Source organism: Parapedobacter sp., from assembly GCF_053550995.1.
The window spans coordinates 59,537-78,855 of the sequence record NZ_JBMQOC010000022.1 but is presented as its reverse complement, the minus strand read 5'-3'; the positions used below and the strand labels follow the sequence as shown (position 1 = coordinate 78,855).

General features: G+C 52.7%; 17 protein-coding genes. 5 read left to right on the top strand and 12 right to left on the bottom strand.

The window, feature by feature from the left end; all coding sequences use genetic code 11:
- Positions 1-69: 69 nt before the first annotated feature.
- The 6 genes from ACO1NT_RS03530 to ACO1NT_RS03505 all read right to left on the bottom strand — a co-directional run bounded on the left by ACO1NT_RS03530 (position 70) and on the right by ACO1NT_RS03505 (position 7,264).
- Complete coding sequence (locus tag ACO1NT_RS03530) at positions 70-612, bottom strand: NUDIX hydrolase (protein WP_449047018.1); 543 nt, start codon at positions 610-612, stop codon at positions 70-72.
- A gap of 1 nt (position 613) precedes the next feature.
- Positions 614-2,353 carry a phospho-sugar mutase gene (locus ACO1NT_RS03525; protein WP_449047017.1) on the bottom strand — a complete coding sequence of 580 codons (1,740 nt, stop codon included), beginning with the start codon at positions 2,351-2,353 and terminating at the stop codon, positions 614-616.
- 61 nt (positions 2,354-2,414) lie between these two features.
- On the bottom strand, positions 2,415-2,828 hold the full coding sequence (locus ACO1NT_RS03520) for a c-type cytochrome (RefSeq protein ID WP_449047016.1): 414 nt from the start codon (positions 2,826-2,828) through the stop codon (positions 2,415-2,417).
- A gap of 78 nt (positions 2,829-2,906) precedes the next feature.
- The gene (locus tag ACO1NT_RS03515) at positions 2,907-3,779 is read right to left on the bottom strand and encodes an SDR family oxidoreductase (RefSeq protein WP_449047015.1); all 873 of its coding nucleotides are present in this window, start codon (positions 3,777-3,779) and stop codon (positions 2,907-2,909) included.
- On the bottom strand, positions 3,779-4,543 hold the full coding sequence (locus tag ACO1NT_RS03510) for an enoyl-CoA hydratase/isomerase family protein (RefSeq protein WP_449047014.1): 765 nt from the start codon (positions 4,541-4,543) through the stop codon (positions 3,779-3,781). Before ACO1NT_RS03510 ends, ACO1NT_RS03515 begins: the two co-directional genes overlap by 1 nt.
- Positions 4,544-4,546: 3 nt before the next feature.
- The gene (locus ACO1NT_RS03505) at positions 4,547-7,264 is read right to left on the bottom strand and encodes a carboxypeptidase regulatory-like domain-containing protein (RefSeq protein ID WP_449047013.1); all 2,718 of its coding nucleotides are present in this window, start codon (positions 7,262-7,264) and stop codon (positions 4,547-4,549) included.
- 81 nt (positions 7,265-7,345) lie between these two features.
- On the opposite strand from ACO1NT_RS03505, the gene purD reads away from it, so the two are divergent.
- Positions 7,346-8,620, top strand: coding sequence for a phosphoribosylamine--glycine ligase (purD, locus tag ACO1NT_RS03500; RefSeq protein WP_449047012.1), 1,275 nt, complete (start codon positions 7,346-7,348; stop codon positions 8,618-8,620).
- A 10-nt stretch (positions 8,621-8,630) separates the two neighbouring features.
- On the opposite strand, the gene ACO1NT_RS03495 is transcribed toward purD, so the two are convergent.
- The 5 genes from ACO1NT_RS03495 to ACO1NT_RS03475 all read right to left on the bottom strand — a co-directional run bounded on the left by ACO1NT_RS03495 (position 8,631) and on the right by ACO1NT_RS03475 (position 13,617).
- Positions 8,631-9,791 carry a MalY/PatB family protein gene (locus ACO1NT_RS03495; protein ID WP_449047011.1) on the bottom strand — a complete coding sequence of 387 codons (1,161 nt, stop codon included), beginning with the start codon at positions 9,789-9,791 and terminating at the stop codon, positions 8,631-8,633.
- A 312-nt stretch (positions 9,792-10,103) separates the two neighbouring features.
- Positions 10,104-11,114, bottom strand: coding sequence for a DMT family transporter (locus ACO1NT_RS03490; RefSeq protein ID WP_449047010.1), 1,011 nt, complete (start codon positions 11,112-11,114; stop codon positions 10,104-10,106).
- A 118-nt stretch (positions 11,115-11,232) separates the two neighbouring features.
- On the bottom strand, positions 11,233-12,177 hold the full coding sequence (locus tag ACO1NT_RS03485) for a hypothetical protein (protein ID WP_449047009.1): 945 nt from the start codon (positions 12,175-12,177) through the stop codon (positions 11,233-11,235).
- A gap of 28 nt (positions 12,178-12,205) precedes the next feature.
- Positions 12,206-12,994 carry a HEAT repeat domain-containing protein gene (locus ACO1NT_RS03480; protein ID WP_449047008.1) on the bottom strand — a complete coding sequence of 263 codons (789 nt, stop codon included), beginning with the start codon at positions 12,992-12,994 and terminating at the stop codon, positions 12,206-12,208.
- A complete protein-coding gene (locus tag ACO1NT_RS03475) occupies positions 12,991-13,617 on the bottom strand; it encodes an RNA polymerase sigma factor (RefSeq protein WP_449047007.1) in 627 nt (208 codons plus the stop codon). Before ACO1NT_RS03475 ends, ACO1NT_RS03480 begins: the two co-directional genes overlap by 4 nt.
- Positions 13,618-13,685: 68 nt before the next feature.
- Here ACO1NT_RS03475 and ACO1NT_RS03470 point away from each other — a divergent pair, with 68 nt between their 5' ends.
- Positions 13,686-15,494, top strand: a complete 1,809-nt coding sequence (locus tag ACO1NT_RS03470) for a DUF4153 domain-containing protein (RefSeq protein ID WP_449047006.1) — start codon at positions 13,686-13,688, stop codon at positions 15,492-15,494.
- Between the two features lie 124 nt (positions 15,495-15,618).
- Positions 15,619-16,191 carry a hypothetical protein gene (locus tag ACO1NT_RS03465; protein ID WP_449047005.1) on the top strand — a complete coding sequence of 191 codons (573 nt, stop codon included), beginning with the start codon at positions 15,619-15,621 and terminating at the stop codon, positions 16,189-16,191.
- A gap of 1 nt (position 16,192) precedes the next feature.
- On the opposite strand, the gene ACO1NT_RS03460 is transcribed toward ACO1NT_RS03465, so the two are convergent.
- Positions 16,193-17,368, bottom strand: coding sequence for an amidohydrolase family protein (locus ACO1NT_RS03460; protein ID WP_449047004.1), 1,176 nt, complete (start codon positions 17,366-17,368; stop codon positions 16,193-16,195).
- Between the two features lie 146 nt (positions 17,369-17,514).
- Here ACO1NT_RS03460 and rlmN point away from each other — a divergent pair, with 146 nt between their 5' ends.
- Both rlmN and ACO1NT_RS03450 read left to right on the top strand, forming a co-directional pair.
- Positions 17,515-18,579, top strand: a complete 1,065-nt coding sequence (rlmN, locus tag ACO1NT_RS03455) for a 23S rRNA (adenine(2503)-C(2))-methyltransferase RlmN (RefSeq protein WP_449047003.1) — start codon at positions 17,515-17,517, stop codon at positions 18,577-18,579.
- 6 nt (positions 18,580-18,585) lie between these two features.
- Positions 18,586-19,281: a ComF family protein gene (locus ACO1NT_RS03450; protein WP_449047002.1), complete on the top strand. Its 696-nt coding sequence runs from the start codon at positions 18,586-18,588 to the stop codon at positions 19,279-19,281.
- The last annotated feature ends 38 nt before the right edge of the window (positions 19,282-19,319 follow it).

The window sequence follows — 19,319 nt, the reverse complement described above, 5'->3', positions numbered from 1 at the left end:
ACGAAAGTGTCCGATATCGAACAGCAAGTGTTCGGTATCGGACAGTGTATCATCGTAAGATGGATAAAATTATACGAGTAAATCCAACTTCACCAACGCATAGAAAAGTGCAGCGGTGTGCAATGCCTGGCCGAATTGATTATCGAGCAGGCGCTGTTTCAGTTCGACGGGCGATGCCAATACGACCTCGATTTCTTCCTGATCGTCCAGTTCCTGTTCCTGCACCTTTACGCCGCCCGTGAGCAGGTACGTCGTTGTTTTGTTGGTGCTGGTGGCCGGATTGGGAAAAAGGACGGATAACTCTTCAATGGTATCGAAGCGGTAGCCCGTTTCTTCCAGCAATTCACGCCGGGCGGCGGTGGGGGCATCCTCACCGGGGTCGATGACGCCGCCGGGGATTTCAAGCACGTTTTGCTTGACGCCATGACGGTATTGCCGCACCAGGACAAACCGGTTGTCGGCCGTCAACGCCACCATGTTTACCCAATCGGGGTACTCCAACACATAATATTCGGGAACGATATGGCCATTAGGCATGCGGCACACGTCTTTACGCAGCACGGCCCAAGGTGCGCGTACGAGGTATTCCGACGACAGGGTTTCCCACTGCATATCAGGCAATATCTTTCATGATGCGGTCCACACGATCTTCCAGCTCACGGCCCACGCGCTCGAAATCTGCCCGATCGGCCAGTGGCTGCTTCACGCTGCAATAGAATTTTATTTTGGGCTCCGTGCCCGAGGGCCTTGCCGAAATCACGTCCCCGTCCACCGTAATGAACTGCAGCACGTCCGACTTGGGCAGGTTGATGACCGCCCGCTTGCCCGTTTTAAGGTTATACGATTCGCTGGCTGCGTAGTCCTTTATTTCGGCCACATCGATGCCACCCAGTGTTTGGGGGGGGGTGCTCCGCAACCGTTCCATCATGGCCTTGATTTCCTCGGCACCCGCTTTGCCTTTCTTTGTCAACGAGATCAATTTCTCTTTATAATAGCCATGTTGTACATAAAGATCGATGAGCGCGTCGAAAAGGGTTTTACCCTGGTCTTTATAGTACGCCGTCATCTCGGCGATGAATACGGCCGACACCACGGCATCCTTGTCGCGCACCAGTTCGCCGACGAGATAGCCATAACTTTCCTCGCCGCCGACAAGGAACCGGCCCGCGCCGTTTTTGCCGGTGATGAGTTCGCCGATATATTTAAAGCCCGTCAGCGTATCGTAATAGGTAACGCCATACCGGTTGGCGATATCGGCAATCAGGTTGGTTGTAACAATCGTCTTCACCACGTAGTCGTCCGGCTGCAAATCGCCTTGTTCCTTCTTCGAAGAAAGCACATAATCGACGAGCAGGCTGCCGATCTGGTTGCCGTTCAACAGTTGGTAATCGCCACCAGTATTCTTGGCCGCCGCCCCCACGCGATCCGCATCCGGATCGGTAGCGAAAATGACGTCGGCTCCGATGCGTTGCCCTGCTTTCACGGCCAGCGACATGGCGTCTTCTTCCTCCGGATTCGGATAAACCACTGTTGGGAAGTTGCCATCAGGTGTAGCCTGTTCTTCGACCACATGGACGTTGGTAAATCCCCAACGGGCCAATGTCGGTGGCACCAATGTGATTCCTGTACCGTGGATAGGAGAAAAGACGACCTTCAGATCGCGCTGCCGTGCCACAACTTCAGGCCGGATAACCAGTTTCGAGACCGCGTCGAGGTAAGCATCATCAAGTTCCTTGCCCAGTAAGGTAATATTCTCCGCTACCGGTCCGAAATGGATTTTACCGGGGTCCTGAATGGCATATACCTCCTTGATGACATTTTTGTCGTGCGGTGGCACCAACTGGCCGCCGTCATTCCAGTACGCTTTATAACCGTTGTACTCTTTGGGGTTGTGCGAGGCGGTAAGCATCACACCAGCCTGGCACTCGAGGTGGCGCACGGCGAAGGAAAGGTGCGGGGTTGGGCGCAGTTCGGCAAATAGATAGACCTTGATACCGTTGGCCGAAAACACGTCGGCCACCAGGCGTGCAAACGTCTGTGAATTATTGCGGCTATCGTACGAGATGGCCACTTTAAGGGGCTGCTCCGGGTAGGTTTTGAGCAGGTAGTTGCTCAACCCTTGTGTAGCCCTACCAATGGTGTATTTATTCATCCGGTTGGTGCCAACGCCCATGATGCCGCGCAACCCACCGGTGCCAAACTCCAGGTCTCTATAGAAGCTGTCGGTCAGTTCGGTATATTGCTCGGTATCGAAAAGCTGTTTGACGGATCGGATGGTTTCCTCATCATAGGGGGCGTTTAACCACGCCTCGGCGTTCGTCTTTATCGCGGGGTCCAAATGCGGTGTTGTCATGCGGGTGGAATTTCCTGTTTCGCCAAACTTATGCAAAAACCCAGTTACATACAAGGAATAATTATCGAGTTACCGTAGCGGGATGTTCCTTGCCGTTATGGCACGTAATGCACGTAATCTGCGTAAGTTCGCCGGTTTTCTCATCGGGCCGTTTGAAATGCTTTTTATTTATCCGTTGGGTCATTTTCATCATCCAACGGGCGGCTCCCTTGCGGGGATTGGCATCGCTTGCAAAGTCCAGCTTCTTCGGGTCGGTCTCGCTCTGAGCATGGCAAAAACCACATTTCACACCTAAGGCCACCTTGAAATCATCCATCACCTGTTTTATCTCTTCCTGGGTGATGTCTTTCGGAAGTACTTTTAAATTGGTTCCTTTCCATTCCTGGGGCTGCGGGGAACTTCCGGGCGTAAATGAACTCAACGCAAAAACCCCGGTGAGGACAGCAGCCACAGCAGCGATCATTCGATATCTCATATTTTTCAGTTTATATGTATGGTAAATATAGCAATCCGCTATTCGACTACCTGAAAGAAAACACTATTTAGAATGGGTTTAACTTTTCGCTTGCCGCGTTATTTTTTCCAACGCATCCCACAACTCGTGGGGCACCGCTTCCAGCCCGCTGAATTGGCCCGCCCCTTGCAGCCATTCACCACCGTCGATGGTAACGACCTCACCGTTGATGTACCCGGCAAAATCGGAAAGTAGGAAAGCCGCTAGGTTGGCCAGTTCCTGATGGTCGCCCACGCGCTTGAGTGGTACGCGCTTCTTGAAATCGAACCGCTCGGCGAGATCGCCCGGCAACAATCGTTCCCACGCACCCTTCGTTGGGAACGGCCCCGGCGCAATGGCGTTATTACGGATGCCATACTTGCCCCATTCTACGGCCAATGACCGTGTGAGTGCCAACACGCCCCCTTTAGCTGCGGCCGAAGGCACCACATAGGCCGATCCGGTAAATGCGTACGTGGTAACGATGTTCAATATGCTCGCCGGTTGCTGACGTTCGATCCAGTGCTTACCGAATGCCAACGTACAATTGGCGGTTCCGTTGAGCACAATATCCACGACGGTGGAAAACGCATTGGCGGAAAGCCGCTCGGTAGGCGAGATGAAGTTGCCCGCAGCATTGTTGAGCAACGCATCTACCCGGCCGAACCGTTCAAGCGATTGTGCCAGCAGTTGTTCCACCTGCGTGCTATCCCGGATGTCGCACGCTACAGGCAACACCTCTCCACCGGTATCGGCCGCCATCTCCCGGGCAGCCGCTTCCAACACATCCAGCTTGCGGCTGGCAATGACCACCCCGGCACCCAATCGCATAAAATAGGTTGCCATGGCCCGGCCCAATCCGGTACCCCCACCGGTCACCACGATGGTTTTACCGCCGAGCGCGTCGTCGCGCAATGCCCCTGCTACCGCCATTATTTTCCTCCTTTTAGGTTATCGATAATTGTTTTAACGATGGAGCGCGTAGCGGGCGACCACCATTGCTTTAGCATCCGTTCGATCGTTTCACCCGGATCGGCGTCAAACGCTGCAATCAATTCCTTTCGCATATTGCGTTTACTTTGCTGCCACGTATTGCGATCGTATTGCGTGTATTTACGGAGTTGGCGCTCCGCTGACGAGCGGATGCGTCGCAAATCGACCACCTCATCGACCAGCCCGGCCCCGAGCGCTTCCTGTGGCTTGAGCAACTTCCCTTCCAGCAAATAACGATATGCATTGGCCCGGCCCAACCAAAAGCCATACAGTTGGAAGATGCTTTCGGGCACAATGAGGCCCACAGGCACCTCGTTAAGGCCGATGATGAAGTCGCCGTCGGCCATGACACGGTAATCGCAACAGCTCGCCAACACACATCCCGCGGCGGGGCAGTGCCCACTAATGGCCGCCACCGCGGGCTTGTCAAATGCCACCAATGTACGAATCACAGCCATGAAGGTGTGCCAAAAACGGCGCACTTCCTCTTCGTCATAACCATACAAGGTAATAAGGTCCAGCCCCGCACTGAAAAACCCTTCTTTGCCATGCAAAATCAGCCCTTCCACGGCGGGATTGCTTTGGGCCTCGGCCACGGCCTCCCCAAGCTCTTCAAGCATTTGCTGGTGGAGTGCGTTAGACTTACCCCGATCGAGATAGATGTGTGAGACCCGATCTTCAATGGCTATTTTAATGAATTCCATTTTCTATTCAACAGTTATGTATTTTACGGTCCGGGCCAGCCGGCCATATATATCCAACCCTTCTACCACGATGCGGTAAGTTCCCGGCGTCTCAGCGGTATAAAATTCGAACGACGCCTTACCCGTTTCATCGGTAACGATATTGGGTGCCCAATGGATGGTGGTGCGTAAATCTTTCATCCCTGCCAAGGAGTCTACCGGGGCGCTATAGTCGGGCACATAAAATTCGCGCACGGCGTAATATCCCTGTGGGCTATGGGTAACCACGCCCGGCGTATAACTATCGCGGCCAAAGCTACCTCCATCGCCCCTTTTGGTGGTGATGATGATTACCCCGCCACTGCCCATGCTTCCGTACACCGCCGTATTGCCGATGCCCCGCAATACCTCGATGGTTTCCACATCAAACGGGCTGATCATCGCCAGCGCATCCCCCTCCAGGTACATGCCATCCATCACAATTTGCATCGGTTGGTTGGGCGACCGGGTTGAATAAGGCACCCCATTCCTGAAAATCACCCCTACAAGCCGTCCCTGCAGACATATCGTTAAGGAGGTGCAACCCATGGACAGGTCTTCGGCGGTGAGTACCTGGTCGGCATTGCCGGGGCCATTCAGGTTGCTTGAGTGCTCGACCTTCTTATCGGCCTGCCGGGTAACATCCACTTCTTCCAGCAGGATGGTCTTTTCCTTCAGCCCGTACTTTTCCATCTCCTCGAACTGTGCCTTTGTGTTCTTCAGGTAGGTTTGGATAGATTGGTTTACATCAATGGTGGCATCGGGTGCGTTCTTATTGCGGGTAACCTGCTGTTGGGGTACTTCATCCAAGGTGATGTCTACATATTTCCGGCCCTTTTCGTCCCGCGCCTGCACAACAAATTTGGTGTCATCATAAAACAACAGCCGGTCAAAACTAAAACGGCCCTCCGCGTCGGTCACGGTATCGACCACAGCCAGGGCATTGCCGGTGGATAAAATGGTCACCGTGGCGTTGGGCACGGGTACTTTGCCATTCCGCTTGGTTACCACGCCACTGATGCGCAGGTCCTGCTCGGGGGCATAGCTTATGACCGGATTCCTTTCGGCTTCCAGGTCTTGCCAATTGATCCGGCTCCATCCCTGGGTGAGCATGAGGTCATCCAGGTGCCGTAGACGAACGGCATCCTTCCCTTCGAAATAATAGGCCGGCGACTCGACGTACCCCTTGATATCCGAGTTGAGCAACAGGCTTGCGTATATATTCCCTTCCCGGGTTCCACTGTCGATAGGTACCTTGGCCATATCCACCACGGCGGCGGAAAGCGTAGCAACCCGACTGGTATCGGCCACGTTTCCGGCTATAAGCTGTACGGTTACCTTCTCCTTTTTGCCGTACGTTGCCCGATCCGTTTCAACCTCCAATGGCAGCAGCGAAGCCTCGTTGTAATTAAAGATGGTCCGTTCGGCCACCGGTATCTGGTTGGCCGCGAACAAGGTCACTTGAACCACCCCGACTGGCACGTGCTCCCGTGGGATGGAAAAAACAGCTTCGTTCTTTGTCTGTTTACTCTTCGATGCATAGAAAACGGTGCCATTCCGCTGGAGCAGCAGTGAGATTGCCTGCCCCTTCACCAGGTCATCCGAGGCGAATGCCTGAACAAAGAGCTGCTTATCCATTTGGCTATTCACGGCCAAGGCATAGCCGGAGGCCTCCACCACCGGGAAATCCACTTCGGCCTCACTACCATCGCCATAGGTTACCCTTGCCGTATAGGTGGCCCCCGCTTGGGGTATGAAGCTGAAACTCCCCATCCCGGCATGGGCCGATTCAAATTCGGCTACCCGGGTACCTGCCCCATCCTGAACGTAACCCGACACTGCCACGCCTATCCCTTCGGGTGCCATTGCCTTGAACGCGACCTTGGTTAGATTACCAGCCAGCAAGTGACCGCTTTCGGGGAAAAATTGAACGCTATTGGTGTTGGACGTGGTTTTCAGGGGTATCCGCTTATTAACGGTGCGTTTATCGGCCGTGGACAGGGCGAGTAATATTTCGCCCGACTGGAGATTGAAAGGCTGCTTGTTGACGAAGTCGAATGCGATACGTCCTTCGTCGTCGCTCGTCTCCCGCCCGCGGGCAATATTCCGCCCTTCCATGACCACTTGGTAGTTGGCATCCATGTCTGCAAATGGCTTGCCGTCCAAATCGGTAAATGCGATTTCCGTATGGACCCGGTGCACCGGGGAATTTTCGTAGGAAAAAGCGCTATGGGCAACGATATTATCCGTGCGGGCGTTGCCGATGGGCAACGTACGATCGTAGAAAACGTTCGGGTCAAAATTGCGCATCCAGTTTGTATACGCACGAATCCGATAGTTGCCTTCATCAAGGGAATCCGCCAGTTGGAAATCACCCATGGTTACCCCCGCAATGAGCGGCAGCCTGATGGATTGCACGGGGCGGTCTTCGGGGCCGATAAGGTCTACATATAGGATTTTGCTCAGACCGGAAAGTTGATTATAGGCACCGATGGTGACATACCCTTTAAACCAAATATCGTCACCCACGGTATAATAAGGCTTATCCAGGTGCAGGTACACCTTCTCCTGCGGATATTGGTTCGCATGATTTTCCAGCTTGCCCAGTACCTCTTCGACTACCCGGGAGTCTTGTGCAAGAGCCATCGGTGCCACCAGGCAACATGCCATCCATAGGGAAACAAAACGGGATAGACTCATCATTCCATAATTTGAAATATTCAATCGTTTATTTTGGCGTGGCCGCCATATGGTAAATATAGGTAAAAAAAATATCTTTGCAAGATGAACATCCTTATCGTTGGCGCAGGCGGCCGTGAAAGTGCATTCGCTTGGAAGATAGCCCAAAGCCCCAAAATCACCCAATTGTATATCGCCCCGGGCAATGCCGGTACGAGTCGTTACGGCCAGAACATCCCGCTTAAGGTGACCGATTTCGACGGAATTGCGGATTTCGTGCTCCAACACGCCGTCGACATGGTGGTTGTAGGCCCTGAGGAACCCTTGGTAAAGGGTATCCACGACTATTTCCTCGATCGGGCTGACCTCCGCCATATTCCGGTGATTGGCCCGCAACAGCAGGGGGCACAGTTGGAGGGAAGCAAGGATTTTTCCAAACGGTTCATGGTCCGGCACAGCATCCCCACCGCGGCATCGCGTTCATTCACCCGCGGTACGCTCACGGAAGGCCTGGCCTACCTCGAAACCCAAAAGCTACCCATCGTACTGAAGGCCGACGGGCTGGCGGCAGGAAAGGGTGTCCTCATTTGCACCACGCTGGAAGAGGCCCGGACGGAGCTGACGGCCATGCTTGCCGACGCCAAATTCGGCGCAGCGAGCAGCACGGTGGTTATCGAAGAATACCTTTCGGGCATCGAGCTTTCCGTATTTGTACTCACCGATGGCGACACGTACAAGGTGTTGCCCCCGGCCAAAGACTACAAACGCATCGGCGAAGGCGACACCGGCCTCAATACCGGTGGAATGGGCTCCGTATCGCCCGTACCTTTTGCCGACAACGAATTCCTGGACAAGGTGGAGGAGCGCATCATCGCCCCTACCATCGAAGGGTTGAAGAAAGACGGTATCCCGTACAAGGGGTTTATTTTCATCGGCTTGATGAATGTGGACGGCGACCCTTATGTGATTGAATACAATGTGCGCATGGGCGATCCCGAAACGGAAAGCGTATTGCCGCGCCTAGAAAGTGATCTGGTAGACCTCCTACAAGGGGTGGCCGAAGGGAATCTGGCAGACCGCTCCTTTACCCTTTCGCCTAAAACCGCCGCCACCGTGGTATTGGTGTCGGGTGGATATCCGGGCCCATACGAGTCGGGCAGTCCTATTAGCAATATCGACAGTGTAAAAGAATCTATTGTTTTCCACGCGGGAACTGCCACGGAAAACGGCGTGGTTAAAACGGCCGGTGGACGTGTAATAGCTGTTACCGCACTGGAGGACACATTGTTCGACGCGTTGCAACAGGCCACCGCCGACGCGGGGCGTATTTATTTCGAGGGTAAGAATTTCCGCCGGGATATCGGGTTTGACCTGCTGTAACCAGCAGGCATCAGCCGGTTGCGACCCCCTTGGCCAAGCGTGCTAGCGCTTCTTCGAGCAACGGCCGGGGACAGGCGATATTCATGCGCAGGAAACCTTCGCCCGCATCGCCGTACAACGTGCCCGGATTGAGCCATACTTTTTCTTGCTGCACCAGTTTATTGGAAAAATCGGCCGACGAGGAGAAGATCGCCTGGCAATCCAGCCACGCCAGGTAAGTGGCCTGTAATTGCATAACTTCGATTTGCGGCAGGTGCTTCGCACAAAAGTCGGTTAAGTAGGTAAAATTACCCTTCAGATACGTTAACAGCGATTCAAGCCATTCTTCACCTTCTTCATATGCAGCGATGAGTGCCTCAATGGCAAAAGGGCTCAACAGTTCCATTTCCTGCGCTGCCAATACCTGTTGAATCTGCGTCATGAGATCATTGTGTTCGGAAAACAGGTACCCTACCTGCAATCCGGCCAGGTTGAACGTTTTGCTCGGCGAGCTGACTGTTACCGACCGGAGTCCGTCTATGCCATTCAATGAAGCGAATGGGGTATGTTTGCGTCCGGGGTAAACCAAATCGGAGTGGATTTCATCGGACAGCACCACTACGCTGTGCTTGCCACAAATTTCGCCAATCCGCTGGAGCTCGCTGATCGCCCACACGCGGCCCACGGGGTTGTGGGGACTACATAGCAACATGAGCTTTACGGCGGGATCGGCCGCCTTCGCCTCCAAATCTTCGAAGTCAATGCGGTAATGACCATCGGTAAAACGCAGGTTGTTTTCAATTACCTGTCGATCACAATGAGCAATGGCGATATAAAAATGGTTATAAACCGGCGGCTGTACCAGCACCTTATCACCCACTGCCGTCAGCGCCCTAATGATTGCCGACAAGGCCGGTATGACACCCGTCACGGACCGGATCCAGTCTTTCTGCAGCGTATAGCCATGCCGTTTTTGCCACCAACCGATGATGGCCTCAAAAAAACGATCGGGGGTGAGCGTATACCCAAATACCCCATGGGCCACCCGTTTTTCCAAAGCCGCTTGGATAGCAGGAGCGGTTTTGAAATCCATATCGGCAATCCACATGGGCAGCACGTTGGATGCTGCTGCGTCCCACTTGATGCTATCGGTCCCTTTTCGGTCTATATATTCGTCAAAATGATTATCCATGGTTTCTCGTTTATGTGCTGCTAATATAGGATTAACCCAGGTTATTGAAGCCCTTGTATTACGTAGCCTGTTAATACCCCTCCCATGCGATCTGTATCCAGTCATTCCCCAGTAGATATGCAGGGTATTCCCAGTATATCTCCAGTATAAGCAAATAGGTATATACCCGATTTACCTTGGATAAAGCTTGCCATACCATTAGGCATGTGAAGCATCGATACAAGGCCATCTAGGTATTGGACCACCATTACCCCGAAAACCTTATCGGCATCCTGTTGTTATAAGCCTAATTAAGTAACGACTATGAACAAATTATTCAGGGCACTGATTGCTGGATGGGGTGCTAAAAAATTGGGTTTTGGCTGTTTCGGTACTATCATCGTTTTTATTATCCTTTACTATCTGTTGGGTTATGTCTTTGGGTAAGGGAGCTATGTCTGTCTCCGGCATCCGGCTTGGTTTCCGCTGGATCAAATATACGCCAAGTAAAATCAGTGTGCCCCCAAAGGCATGCGACCATTCCAGCCGCTCACCGTCGAGCACGCCCCACATCACGGCAACGATGGGAATGAGATAGGTAACCATGGAGGCAAACAGTGCCGAGGTAAGTTGAAGCAGCTTGTAAAACAGGATCATGGCCAGTGCTGTGCCTACCAGCCCGAGGATAGCTACATAGCCCAAGCCCTCCCATTGGGCAGGCGTACCGGTAAATGTGGAGAAAAAACCGGTAAGCCCGAGGATAATCAACGATGGGCCGAACCAGATCGTGAATACGGCGGCAGACAGCTTGAACGACGGAATGCCCGAGAGGTACCGGTTGATGATCAGGCCATTCATGCCATAAAAAGCAGTGGCCAGGATGATGAGTAGGGAATGGAAGACATCGCCCTGACCGCCACCGGTGTCGACACCGACCAATAAGGCTGCGCCTGAAAAGCCGATAATTACGCCGACGACCTGCCATAATCGGCCTCTAGCCCCGAAAAACAGGAACCCGAATAAAAGGACAAACATAGGGACGAGGGAGTCGAGGATGGCCGCCATGGAGCTGCTTACGTGCTGCTGGGCCAACGGAAACAGGAACATGGGAATGAAGTTGCCCATCCCCCCGCCGGCAATAACCCATGGTATCAGCTTTTTGGGTATGTGCTTAAAGCTCCGTACGCCGAAAAAGACCAAAGCCAAGCCGGCCACGCACAAGCGCAATGCGCCCACTTCCATGGGTGTGTACACCAATAGCCCCTGTTTGATAAGGATGAAAGAACTCCCCCAGGTGAGGGTGAGGACACCCAATAACACCCATTTTTGATATACCGGATTCACAGAAAATTTTTCGCTAATCTCCGGTTTTTTTCTGTAAGGTAAACAGATATCCATGCAAATATGACAACGCCCCTACATTCGGTATACGGGGCGTTGCGCATGAATATGGTGAAACCAACTAGTTGGTACGCAGGTATACATTCTTATAGGTGGATTTGAGGATGAGGTCGATCCCTCCACCATTGATGGTTCCTTCGATGTTCTCTTGCATGCCACCGCGGAACATCGTGGCAATAGAAACACCCGTTCCCGATGATGGCGGCGAAGCAATCATGATATCGGGCATGGAATCCAGCGTAGCGGCCAGCTCTTCATCCACATCGACCGTGTCTCCACCTTTCACATTGACCGTGACTCCTTCCCCACTCACCTTAACCTCGGTCCGTTCATCATCAGCTGATTTGGGCTTAACGGCAACGTTGAAATCGCCGGCAGCGTAAAGTTTGCCATAGCTGGTGCCCATAATCAGGTTGGCCTTGGTCGATGCCGGCATGGCGACATCCACATGTCCGTACACCGAGATAATGGATATCGGGCCTTTGACGTCATCGGCAAAAGTAGCCTCAATATTTTTATAAACATTCTTGATGTTCATGGGGCCGCTGTTGTTTTCCAAAACGATAGCATTGTAGGACGTGGAAACCTCGATTTCTCCTTTCATGTCCTTGATCAGCAAGGTATCGGCAAAGACGGATTTATTGTTATTGAAAACGATATCGACCGTTTGAGGTACCCGGATGTACAAGACATCGCTACGACTGCTGTTCCCTACCGGGTTTACTTCGATATCGTTCCCTTTTTTGGTCACGCTGATGCCCAGGCCCGTGTTATCAGTGAAGCCCGAGCTGCTCAGGGCTTGCAACCCTTTGGCCCGTTCGTCCTCCTCTTCAGGAACGCCTTGGTTGCTGAAAACGATCTCATTGCCCGCATAGCCTTCTATACGGGCCCCGTTGAGGTTAAGGTAAAGTTTGCCGGAAGGTTCGGCGACCTTGTATTGCTTTTGCGCCCATGCCGGAAGGCAAAGGGCCAAAAGGAGTGCCAGGGTGATTGTCTGCTTCTTCATTGTATTCGTTTTTATGTTTTATGTATGCTTAAAGTTTCTCCTGATATAACAGCACAGCGTATGCTTCGTCTTTCACCGCCTCGAAGGTATAGGGGTTGCGCGCTACGGCAAACAACGCCTCTTCAATCCCTACGTGATCAATCTGCGCGGCAATGCGCACGACACCCAGTTGCACGAGTGGGTCGTCCTGGCTGGTAAGGGCCGAAGCCAGCAGGTCTGCCACCTGCGGGTCATCAACGTGGTGGCTTAACACATCGAGGGCGGCCAGACGCACGTTCGTGTTCCCATCGCGATTCATGGTTTCCGACAGCATGGCCAGAAGCTGACCATCCATGCGTTCCGATTGCTCGATTTCCAGGATGGCGGCTAGCCGCGTACTTGCCGAGGTGCTGTCCGCCAGCCGAACGGCAAGCGGGGCCGGCGTTGGCTTGCGGGGCACCTCGGCTTTATGTATTTCTTGCCGCGCTGGTTCCTCAACGGGCGACGCGACCGGTAACTCTTCTTGCTGGGTAACGGGGGGTGAAACCGTTAGCGGCACCCGCTCAACCGGCTGGCGCACGATTTGCGGTTCGTTATGCCGCTGCGCCAAACTGCCATCAAAAAGCAGGTATGCACACACCAACCCAATCAATAGCGACGCCGCAACCAGCCAAGCGGTACGCCGATACCGCCCTAAAACTGATCGTTTTTCGGTAGATGCCGATATGAGTGCTGGCTTAAGCTGCATCTGCAAGCGCCGCAGCACATCTGTGGGCGGCTCCAGCTGATCGAAAGCCTCGCGGTGCTGTTTTACAAATTTCTTTAATGGGTCGTTCATGATAATGTCCTATCTTTCAGTGATTGGATTATTTTTTTCTTGGCGCGGTGATATTGTGTGCGCACCGTGCTGTGCGAGATGCCCAGCATCTCGGCGATTTCGTCCTGGGGGATATCTTCGAAGAGATATAGGCTCAATATGGTCTTATACCCTTGCGGAAGTTGCTCGATAGCCCGCTTCACATCTTCCACCCTGCCATCGAACAATTGGTCCGCCTCCAGGTCATAGCCGGCTTCGGCGGCGACGTCGGGCTCACCGTTATCTGTAAAAACGATTTTCCTTTTTCGCAAATGGGTAATCGAGCGGTTCAACGCAATCCGATGGATCCAAGAACCGAAGCTCGTGGCGTTCTGCAACCTGTGGATATCGGAAAATGCATGATAGAACGACTCTTGCAAGATATCTTCGGCCTCGGCAGTATGCGACACAATACGGCATATGGAGTTGTAAACGGGCCGAGCATACTTATTGTATAGCGCCGTAAAGCCCGTATCGTGCCCCTGATGGCACAAGGCAACTAATTCGATTTCATCCTTTTTATCCGCAGGTTGCAAGTGACTTTCCTTTCGTGATTCATTGTTAAGTCGCGGGTTGCCCACAAATGTTGCATGGCAAACTCCCATTAAGGTAAAAATATTTGCTGGTTAATGCTTATTTTTATCTCCGTAATCGGTTAGTAAATCCGCACACCATGAGATTTCCCTCCCTTGCCAACCTATCGAGAGACGCCGCCGCTGTTTTCAAGCGCTTCCCTACGTTGTTCGTTGTCGTTGTGTGTGCTACGGCATTGGCTTGCTATCTGGTGGGCGAGCCTTCGTTAGAGGCAAGGGTGGAACAAAACCTCTGGCAATTACTGGCCACTTGCGACCTGTTGCTGACATTAGGCCTTGCCGCTGAACTTTTCGCAGCGTCAAGGAGTTACACCAGCGCGCGCAGGTGGATTCTCCGGGTTTCCGCTATCGCTTTATGCGGTTTGTTGTATGCCGTGCTCCACCCCGCCGCATACCGAACGGATGTGGTACGGTTCGGCTTATTTGTCTTTGCCTTCCATCATTGTGTTGCCATCGCCCCTTTCATCGGGCGTGGCAACAATAGCGACTTCTGGCATTTCAATAAGGCGCTATTCCTCCGTTTCCTCACGGCCGTGCTCTACTCCGTTTCCCTATATGCTGGGCTGGCGGTGGCTATATTCGGCATTGAAGAGCTTTTTAATCTGGACCTGGCCTCAAAAATTTACGGACAGCTTTTCGCCCTCGTAGCGGTCGGTTTCAACACGCTGTTTTTCCTGGCTGGCGTACCCACCATTTTTGACATCACGCCAACCGCTGCACATTACCCGAAAGGACTCAAAATATTCACGCAATATGTGCTCATCCCCCTGATGACCATCTATCTAGCCATTTTGTTGGTATACGAAACCAAGATATGGGTCGAATGGGAGATGCCGAAGGGAATAGTGGCTACCCTCATATTGGGTTATGCCGTATTTGGCATGCTCTCGCTACTGCTCATATGGCCCATACGGAACGACGAAGACAACCGTTGGGTAAGGTGGTTTTCAAAATCGTTTTACCTCACCTTGATTCCGCTCATTATCTTGTTGGTACTAGCTGTATACCAGCGCGTATCCCATTACGGATTTACGGAAGAGCGCCACATCCTCATGGTGCTGGCCATATGGCTGGTGGCCATTGCTGCCTATTTTCTTTTTTTCCGGAAAGGAGATATCCAGTTGATTCCGGTTAGCTTGGCGGTACTGGCCTTATTGAGTACCTTCGGCCCACAAAGTGCCACGGACGTTTCACGCCACTCACAGCAGCGACGGCTGGCCAGGGCACTCGATACAGCGGCCAAGGGCACGGATGAGCGGTCTAGCATCGTTACGTACCTGTTGGAAGCACACGGCTTGCCATCGATGCAGGCATTTACTTCGACGGATCTGGACAGCCTCGACCGGGAAATCGCCGCTTCGAACGCTGACCTACCGCCATACCGCATTGCCGGTTTGAAACGCGATACCATCTTTGCCTTATTGGATGTGCCGCCAAGTGGTATGGCCAAGGGGCGATACCTCACGATCAGCCGGGAGGGCCGGAATATCATACCGATGCAGGGATATGATTACGGCTACCGCATCGAACCCTACCAAACCGACTCCGCTACCCTAACCCTGGGAAAAAACGACGTCCGCATTTCATTGGAACGCGATAGCTCGCTGGCCGTGAGGGTTGAAATGGAAAACGATGACGCTGTCTTCTTCGACCTGGTATCTTTGGTTGATGAAATCTACCTAGCTAATAAAGCGGGTACGCTCATATTGCCCCCCGATGGGGAAGCCGGTTTTCTATATCCTGCTGAAAAGATGGAAATGCAAGGTGAAAATGCCCATTTTGTCATTACCTTGCTGTTGGACCAAGTAAATGGCGACTTCCTCGCACCCCACGAGACGTCGAGCCGTGGGCTATATGTAACCGGTTACCTGCTATTTAGGGAAAAGTAATTCCGCCGCACTACCGTTGCCTACCTCCGAAAGTTTGGCTACCTTCGCACCATCATGCTGGCGTTTCACTGTGGCCTGGTATCCCAGTGCGATCCCGGTATCCGCCACTCAAGGATATACGCATTTGAAGACAACAATAGCTAAAGTCATATCCATCGTAGGTCACCCTTTTTTGACCGTTCCGCTATTTGCTGTGTTCCTACTTTTCAGTATTGAATCTACGCAACGCGCCATCTATCTGTCGTTGTTGATTGTCGGTGGTATTTTTTTGCCCGTTGGCCTGAAGACCCTCTGGGGTGTACGGAAAGGGACCTATACCAACTTGGATGTCTCCGACCAGGGGCAACGGCAAAAGTGGTTCGTTGCCACAACGTTTCTCCTGTTGCTCGTTACCATCATCGTATGGGCTACCAACCAAGGATGGACACTACGGCTCGCGCTAGCTTGCGCGTTGGTGCTGCTGGTCATCGCCCAGCTGGTAAATAGGCGGATAAAGGCATCCATGCATTTGGCTTTCCATGCATTTCTAGGCTTTCTCATCCTCTCATTAAACGGGGTGGCAGGGGTCTGTTTTTTATTGTTTGCGCTACCGCTAGCCTGGTCGCGCATACACCTGGGCCGCCACATATGGAAGGAGGTCATCGTCGGAACGGCATTAGGCTCGCTATTGGGCGTGGCCTTTTGGGTATTGCATTGAATTAAACCAAGCGCACCACTTCGGTGTCGGGCGTAAGGGCAAGCCCGCGGGTATGGGTCAGCAAGTTAATACCAGGGGCCTTGCCCCTTTCCAACGACCCGAATGTATCGGCAATGCCGAGAAAACGTGCACCATTGATGGTGGCCCATTCGATGGTTTCGGTAAGGGGGAATTCTGGAAAATGCTGGTGGATGGTCTTCAATTCCGTTAAGACACATAGACGGTCGTTGGACGCGAGACTGTCCGTACCCACGGTGATGTTTTGCCCGTATTGAACAAAATGCTGGACCTTCGGTAGCACCCCTTCGATATATAGGTTTGCATTGGGACAGAAACACCAAGTGACATTTCTTCCTTGCCGTTCAATGAAAAAGATGTCTTTTGCCACTGTAAAGGTGTTGTGGACCAGCAATACCGGTGTGCTCACCGACAGGTAGGGCATGACCGTATGCAGTGAATTCCGTGCCTGCGCTTTGAAATCGGTGATATCCTTGCCCAATTCATTGTAAAAATCCAAAAACGGCCCCTCTTTATATCGGAACAACTTATTTTCGGCTTCACTTTCCTGGTTATGTATGCTCAATGGCATTCCCCCTTTACGGGCTTCTTCGTCTATTAGCCTAAACAGTTCTTTGGATACCGAGTACGGGGCATGCGCTGTAAGGGAAGTGGTAGACCTATCGAATTGGTTAGCGACGGCGAAGGCTCCGGCCAGTTTACTGCCGGCTAGCTCCGGCTCAAAACCAATCACTTCCACGAAAGTATGGTAATACAGCTTGCTGTTTTTTTTAACTTTCGCAGAAACCGCTGTATTCGCATGGTCGCCCACGGCAACGACACCCTTGTCATACAGCTGCTTGTCAGCAGCCTCCATGGCACGTACCATCTCGGCCTCGTCTGTCGATCGCTGGGCCATCACCTGCTGTAAGAAGGGTACCAGCCCCGTATGCTTCGGTATGATACCTTTCATATGGGAGAGTTCCAGATGGCAATGTGCGTTTACGAAGCCCGGCGTGATGATACCCGCGTAATTACGGATGGGCTTTCCAGATACCGCTTGGCTATTTGGTGGGTAAACCCCTTGGATGATCCCGTCGTCTGTGACTTCGACAACGCCATCCTTGATGGCTTTTCCGATTACCGGCAGCACATACGTGGCCGAGAGAAAGGTGCTCATAGTTTCATGGGTTTAATCGTTGGAATCTCTCGTGTCATTCAGGCTAGGCTTAATTGACGAATACACTTATGCAAATATGTGTTTTTTTTCGTGTTTAACCAAACAACTGGAAAAAATACCCGCAAAAAAAGCCGTACCTTTGCGGCGTGAGCATCCTCAAATCGAAAATCGATATACGTAGCCTAACGCTGGAGCAGCTACAACACCACCTGGTGTCGATGGGTGAAAAAGCGTTTCGTGCCAAGCAGATTTACGCATGGCTTTGGCAGCGATCATGTGTCGATTTCGAAGGGATGAGCAACCTGAGCAAGTCGCTGCGCGACAAGCTGCACGAGACTTTCGCCATTCATGCCGTAGCCGTCCGGAACGAACAACGTAGCAGCGACCGCACCGTCAAAAGCAGCTTCGTGCTATACGACGCTAACATCATCGAAGGAGTGCTCATCCCCGCGCCTGACCGCATGACAGCCTGCGTAAGCTCCCAAGTGGGCTGTAGCCTCACCTGCAAGTTTTGCGCCACAGGCTACATGGACCGTAAGCGTAACCTCAATGCCGACGAGATATATGACCAGGTGGTGCTGATCGGCAGGCAAGCGCAGGATTATTATGGACAGCCCCTTACCAACATCGTATACATGGGCATGGGCGAACCGCTGCTCAACTACAGCAATGTGCTAAAGTCCATCGAACGCATCACCGCCCCTGATGGGCTGAACATGGCCGCGAAACGTATTACCGTGTCGACTGCCGGCATCGCCAAAATGATTAAGAAACTGGGCGACGACCAGGTGCGCTTTAATTTAGCCCTGTCTTTGCATGCAGCCAACGATGCCAAGCGAAATGAAATCATGCCCATCAACGAGCAAAATTCGCTGCACGCCCTCGCCGAGGCACTAAAATATTACTATGCCAAAACCAAGAATCCGGTTACGTATGAATACATTGTTTTCAATGATGTAAATGACGGCCTTAGCGATGCGGCGGAGCTGGTGGCATTTTGCAAACACCTGCCATGCAAGGTAAACATCATCGAATACAACCCCATTGCCTTTGCCGATTTCGAGAATGCGGCCGTTGACAAGATCGACCGATTCGCGGATTACCTCCGGCAACGGGGCATCATCACCAACGTACGCCGCAGCCGGGGCAAAGACATCGATGCCGCTTGTGGCCAATTGGCCATTAAGGAAAATGCCGTGACGACAACCTGATTGTTCATGGGCATCAAACGATACTTCAACGATTTCACCGCGCTCTTCTTCGCGCAGGCCTGCGCAGGGTGTGACGCGCCTTTGGTAGATGGCGAAAAGCATATTTGTACTTCCTGCTGGTATCATCTACCCGAAACCCATGCCCACGAAGACCAGCATAACAGCAGTGCCCGACAGCTTTGGGGCAGGGTGCGTATCGAAGCCGTTGCTTCTTATTGGTACTTCCGCGAAGCCTCGCGGGTAAAACGGATCATCCACCACCTCAAGTACCGCAACCGTCCTGAAATCGGCACGGTTATCGGCCAGCGGTATGGCGCCATACTTGCGGATGCCGCACCCTTCAACCAGGCCGATGTCATCGTTCCGGTACCCCTGCATCCGAAAAAGCTCCGCAAAAGGGGGTATAACCAAAGTATGTTCTTCGCCAAGGGACTCGCCCATTCCATGCGGCTACCGGTGGTTGAGCACGGCATCATAAGGCGCCGCGCTACACAAAGCCAAACCCGCAAGAACCGCTACGAACGATATGAAAATATGTTGGAAACGTTTGAAGCAAACGATATCGGCGGGATTGCCGCCCAGCATGTGCTATTGGTTGACGATGTATTGACGACGGGTGCCACCCTCGAAGCTTGTGCCGGTACCCTGTTGGAAAACGGGGCGGCCAAGGTAAGTGCGGTTACCATCGCCAAGGCCCTGTAAAGGCGATGCCGACCCGGCAATGGGCGCAACTGTATGGC